General features: G+C 34.1%; 4 protein-coding genes and 1 rRNA gene. 1 reads left to right on the forward strand and 4 read right to left on the reverse strand.

Annotation, left to right across the window (positions count from 1 at the left end):
* The 4 genes from LC076_RS23850 to LC076_RS23865 all read right to left on the reverse strand — a co-directional run.
* Positions 1 to 75 (reverse strand): 16S ribosomal RNA (locus tag LC076_RS23850); the annotation flags it as partial.
* A 371-nt stretch (positions 76 to 446) separates the two neighbouring features.
* A complete protein-coding gene (locus tag LC076_RS24570; protein ID WP_226671592.1) occupies positions 447 to 866 on the reverse strand; it encodes a GtrA family protein in 420 nt (139 codons plus the stop codon).
* The gene (locus tag LC076_RS23860; protein WP_226671593.1) at positions 838 to 1,851 is read right to left on the reverse strand and encodes a glycosyltransferase family 2 protein; all 1,014 of its coding nucleotides are present in this window, start codon (positions 1,849 to 1,851) and stop codon (positions 838 to 840) included. The genes LC076_RS24570 and LC076_RS23860 overlap by 29 nt, the downstream gene beginning before the upstream one ends.
* Before the next feature lie 18 nt (positions 1,852 to 1,869).
* Positions 1,870 to 3,543, reverse strand: a complete 1,674-nt coding sequence (locus LC076_RS23865; protein WP_226671594.1) for a DUF6044 family protein — start codon at positions 3,541 to 3,543, stop codon at positions 1,870 to 1,872.
* Between the two features lie 343 nt (positions 3,544 to 3,886).
* Here LC076_RS23865 and LC076_RS23870 point away from each other — a divergent pair, with 343 nt between their 5' ends.
* Positions 3,887 to 4,288, forward strand: a complete 402-nt coding sequence (locus LC076_RS23870) for a hypothetical protein (protein ID WP_226671595.1) — start codon at positions 3,887 to 3,889, stop codon at positions 4,286 to 4,288.
* The last annotated feature ends 1,343 nt before the right edge of the window (positions 4,289 to 5,631 follow it).

The following is a 5,631-nucleotide window of genomic DNA, read 5'->3' on the forward strand; positions in this document are numbered from 1 at the left end:
ATCAATTCGCTCGACTTGCATGTATTAGGCACGCCGCCAGCGTTCGTCCTGAGCCAGGATCAAACTCTCCAATAAAGTAGTGTTTGACTTGCTCATAGTTTGTTTCGTTTTTGTACTATATAGTACGTTTTGTTAATCGAAATTAACGTTGGCACGCTTGGTTTTGTTTAGTTTTCAAAGATCATTTGTTGTTTTAGTGACAACTTTTATATCATATCACGAAACGCTTCATAAAGTCAACACTTAAATTATTGTTTCTGATATCATAATTGTCAGCTTCTTTGGTGACAGAAATTAATAATACCATCTAACATTCAACAAGTCAACAAAGATTTTCAATCGACTTATTAATCGCCAGTTACTATCTTTTTAGCGACTGGATTTATATCATACCAAGAACTAAGTTCACTATCAATGGTAATTAATGGACGGCCACTTTAATTTCTTTAGCACCTAAACGCAATATACTTTTGCCCTAGGTAATTTAATATTGTATACATGACAGCAGATAGAATTAAACAGACCTCTTTCATGTAATGAAGTTTAGGAAAGAAATCTCTTTGATCAAGTAAAAAATAGCCCATGTAATAAGAAATAAAATAGCTTCCTAATATCACTAGAGTAAATAAAGCAATTCCTTTTCTATTATTTACATTACTATTAAATGTAATATTTTTATTAAGAATATAACTACATACAGCCCCTATGCTATTACCGATAAAGGTTGATATCCAATAAGATAATCCCAAAATATTTAATAAAACAAGAATCAAAGAAAGACCTATGAACGTATTAATTAGCCCAACTAGGATAAATCGTATAAATGTATTTATCCTTTTATAATAATTCTCTATGATTAGGCTCACCTGATTTTACGGTCCTTCCAATTATACTTTGCTTAAGGTTTAATGTGTTGATATCAATACTATATCTTGGTCGGCGCTTTGATTCTTTATAGATCTTTCCTATATACTCACCAATTAAACCTATGGCAATTAACTGTAATCCTCCGATTAACCAGACTGATGTAATTAGAGATGTCCAACCGGTTTCAGTTTCCCCTAGAAACTTTAGACTAATAAAATAGGTACCGAATAATATGCTTGTAAAAAAAGAAAGTAATCCTAAAAACAATACAAATCGTATAGGGGTTATCGAGAATGATGTAATACCTTCAAACGCAAATGATAGCATCTTTCTTAAAGGATACTTTGTTTCTCCAGCTAATCTCTCTTTACGATTATAGTAGACAGATGTTGAAGGGAAACCAATTAACGGTACTATTCCTCTTAGAAAAAGGTTTACCTCTTCAAACTTTTCTAATTCTTCAACAGCCCTTTTACTCATTAAGCGAAAATCAGCATGATTATAAATTAAGTTAACACCTAACTTTTTCATAAACTTATAAAATGCTTCTGCCGTTGTTTTTTTAAATACACGATCTGTCTCTCTTTTATCTCGAACTCCATAAACAATATCAAAGCCCTCATTAAATTTCTGTAAAAACTCTTTAATAACATTTACATCATCTTGTAAATCTGCATCAATCGATACAACACAATCAGCTGATATCTTAGCGTTAATAAGTCCTGCATAAAGCGCATGTTGATGACCAACATTTCTGGCAAGTTTTAATCCATTCACTTTACCATTATATAAACTCTCTTTATAAATGATGGACCAAGTCCGATCCTTACTACCATCGTCTACAAATAAAATATTACTCTCTTCAGAAACTAAATGATCATTAATAAATTGAGTTAATTTTTCATTAAGCATCATGATTGTTGTTTCCAATACTTCTTCTTCGTTATAGCAAGGAACAACAATAGTAAGGACGGGCTTACTCATCTTAAAACCTCCATTTATTTATAAAGCTTTATATAAATATATTTTCCAAGCAGATAAATCAGATTCAAATGTTTTCTCTAGCTTTAGTTGATTATCTTCTGCATTCTCTATGAAAACGGCTGAAAATATATAAGCTCCCCCCAGATCTTTAAAAGCTTCTACATTAAGTTCAAGGCTTTTTAATGTCTTCTTTGTATTCTTCTTAAACATATAGTGTTTACCAAGTTCATCTGTAAAGATATAACACCGTCCACCCCATTCATCAAAGTACGTTCTTATCTTTTTATTTTTAGCAAGCTCTTTTTCGATAATTTTTCTGAACTCATACTTATAAGATAATGGATAAAAGTTATTATATGTATCAAGTGTATAAAAGCCGTTATATTGAGCAATCGCAGGGTGTATTCCTATACTCGCAACTCTGTAATCTTCAACTGGTAAATCGATATGTTTCTTAATATCTTCAAATAGTTCTACTGAATAAAACTCATTTACTGAAGGTTTATTCCTATGAATAATTTCATCATTAAAACAAAATAAGAGAAGTATTTGAGCAGCTATGAAAAATAGCGAATAATACATAGATCTCTTTCCGTATTCCCATAGTATTTTCAACCCAAGTGCAAAGTCTACATAAATAATAAGAGGACGTAAAAAGTGAAACCTAGCAAAATTAAATGTATCCATAAAGTGAAATCTCTCTGTTAACGGAAGCCAACCTTTATAAAACCAAAATGCATACCATGTAGACAACAAAAAGTTTAGGAGTAACAAGAATATAAAAGCTCGTTCCTGTTTCCATAACGTCTTAATGATTACGACATATAAAGAGATAAGTGTGACAGCTAATATAAAGAAACCATGCACCGTCATAACATGCGTATGACCCAGTACAAAATTTTTAAAGGTAAGCCTTATGACTCTCCATAATGACAATCTCGCATGAAAATATTCATCCCTACTATTTGGTTCATCATCAAACAAAAAGGAATAGACCAATCGATACTCTACAACTAGAAAGAGGAATGTCATATAAACAATAGAAAGCAAAAAATGATAATTTCTTCTCCCCTTAATAAAGTCAACAACCCAATATAAACCTATAGCAAACAGAAAAAAGAAAAAACCTAACACAAAACTCGAATATAACGGTAGTAAAGTTAATACCAAGTAATGCGTCCACTTTCCTTCCCTATTCCTAATATGTAAAAAAGCCCAAAGTGCAAGTGGCATTCCAAGAGTACTTAACATACCCGATGGCCAAAACGGTGTTAAAGCAAATGCTAAGGCTACCCCTATATTAATTACGCTATATATCTTTCGCTTAAGAAATTGATCCTTTAACAATAAATACATACCAATAAACGCAAAAATTCTAGTAATACTTTGACTTAATGCATAAGCGATCATCGTTGGAAACATCGAATAAAGCCATACAATTAAACTATATTCAGGTCCATATGCATTTCTAGGTAAACCATTGATCACTTGAGAAATAGTAGCATTAGTTGGACCTAGCAATTGTCCACTTTCACTCAAAACCTTATACCAAGCTAAATTAGAATCAAGATTATCATGAACCCGAATATGGGCATCTCCACCTAAAAGGTAAAGAGGAAGCAAATAGATACAGATAGTGACAAAAGCGAATATAATCAATTTCTTCTCTGAACCCAAAAATCTCACAAACAATATTTACACCTCTAAAAATAAGCTTTACTCCTACATTACTATTAACATTTGCAAAAACAGGATAAAAATACTAATTTTATCTATTTCTACGGAATTTTATATGTACAACTGTACTTTAAAGACTTATTCGACATTCGCTCTTGTAGTAACATAATCTTTACCTTTTATTCAGTTTTACTATTTCTTCAGAATAAAGGTATTTGTGGAAGTGAATTTGAATATAAGTGGTTAGAAGACTTTAGGATTACTTCATTAGGGGATAAGCATCAAATCCGGCCAATTGGTCAACAAGTCAATAAATTTTAAATGAAATATATTCTACCGAGGGAGTTAATGAAACTGTATGTTTGAAAACTTAAGAAAAATCAATATAAAAACAGCGGTCTTTATGGGGATTTGTTTTTACTCTTTATCAGTCTTAATTCATATTCTTATTATAAGCGGGATTATTCCATTAAGTTGGGTTAATGGCGGAAGATCTGACTCTATTGCTACTCAGTTACCGATTTCTATTGTTAATTCCGTGATTTCTATTATTGGAGGAACTCTCACACTAATTGTTGGTGCAAATAGACTATATAAATTCAATAGAGAGATATCAATTATTTTATGGTTATTCGTTATATTCTGGTCGTTTGGATTTATTCAACAATTGTTTGGAACCCCTTTTGAAAAAATAGTTTGTTCATTACTATTGTTACTTGGAGTCATCTCGAACTTGCGTATGGCGATTGAAAAAAGATAGACTCACTCAGCTCCCAAACTTCTTGGTGGTCTTTCTCTTAGCCTCTATCTAATACACATATTTTTTCGATAATAATAATAAAATAATCAATCTACTTTTTTACCTTTTCCATACAAAAAAAGACCAGTATCTCTACTGATCTTTCCGACTCTTTACTTGGCGACGTCCTACTATATAAGAGAATTCAGCATTCAAGTTTTATCTTCTTGCCTCTCCGAAGCCTCAGGCTAGTTCCTTTTAATCTCTACTCTTACAATCATTGGAGCTGATGATGGACATAAGCGAGGGAAATGACCGAGTTAAAGGCCGTCATTGAGCCGATGACGGACATAAGCGAGAGGAACACCCGAATAAAAGGTCGTCATTGAGCTTATGACGGACATAAGCGAGGGGAAAGCATGAGTAAATGGCTGTCATAGGACTGATGAAAGACATAAGCTAGAGGAAAGCCCTGTAAAAGGTCGTCATAAATATCTTAGATGTTACCAATATCAAGTATAGAACTTTGGCTCTGCATTTTTTATTTTTCTCCACAAAAAAAGACCAGTATCTCTACTGATCTTTCCACTCTTTACTTGGCGATGTCCTACTCTCACAGGGGGAAACCCCCAACTACCATCGGCGCAGAGCTTAACTTCCGCGTCCGGATTTCGGCTTGCGATAAGCTGCGAATCTCCGCGTCAGCTTGTTCATTCAGATCCTCATGTGCCAACTACGCACATTCCGGTCTTCATTCGCTGCGCTTCCTTGACCTTCTTGCTTCTCCCAAGCCTCTGGCTAGTAGTGCTTGTTAGTCTCTACCTCTTACATACATATCTTCGATATAACCAATATCATGTATAAAACTTTGAATTTACTTTTATACATTTTGCCTTTTTCTTCACAAAAAAAGACCAGTATCTCTACTGATCTTTCCCACTCTTTACTTGGCGACGTCCTACTCTCACAGGGGGAAACCCCCAACTACCATCGGCGCTAGAGCTTAACTTCCGCGTCCGGATTTCGGCTTGCGATAAGCGGCGAATCTCCGCGTCAGCTTGTTCATTCAGATCCTCATGTGCCAACTTCGCACATTCCGGTCTTCATTCGCTGCGCTTCCTTGACCTTCTTGCTTCTCCCAAGCCTCAGGCTAGTAGTTCCTTTTAGTCTCTATCTCTTATAAATACATATCTTCGATATAAATAGTATCATGTATAGAACATTAAAACTGTTTTATATCTTCTACCTTTTTCTCCACAAAAAAAGACCAGTATCTCTACTGATCTTTCCACTCTTTACTTGGCGACGTCCTACTCTCACAGGGGGAAACCCCCAACTACCATCGGCGCTGAAGAGCTTAACTT

This window comes from Metabacillus litoralis, assembly GCF_020524045.1.
GTDB lineage: Bacteria > Bacillota > Bacilli > Bacillales > Bacillaceae > Metabacillus > Metabacillus litoralis_C.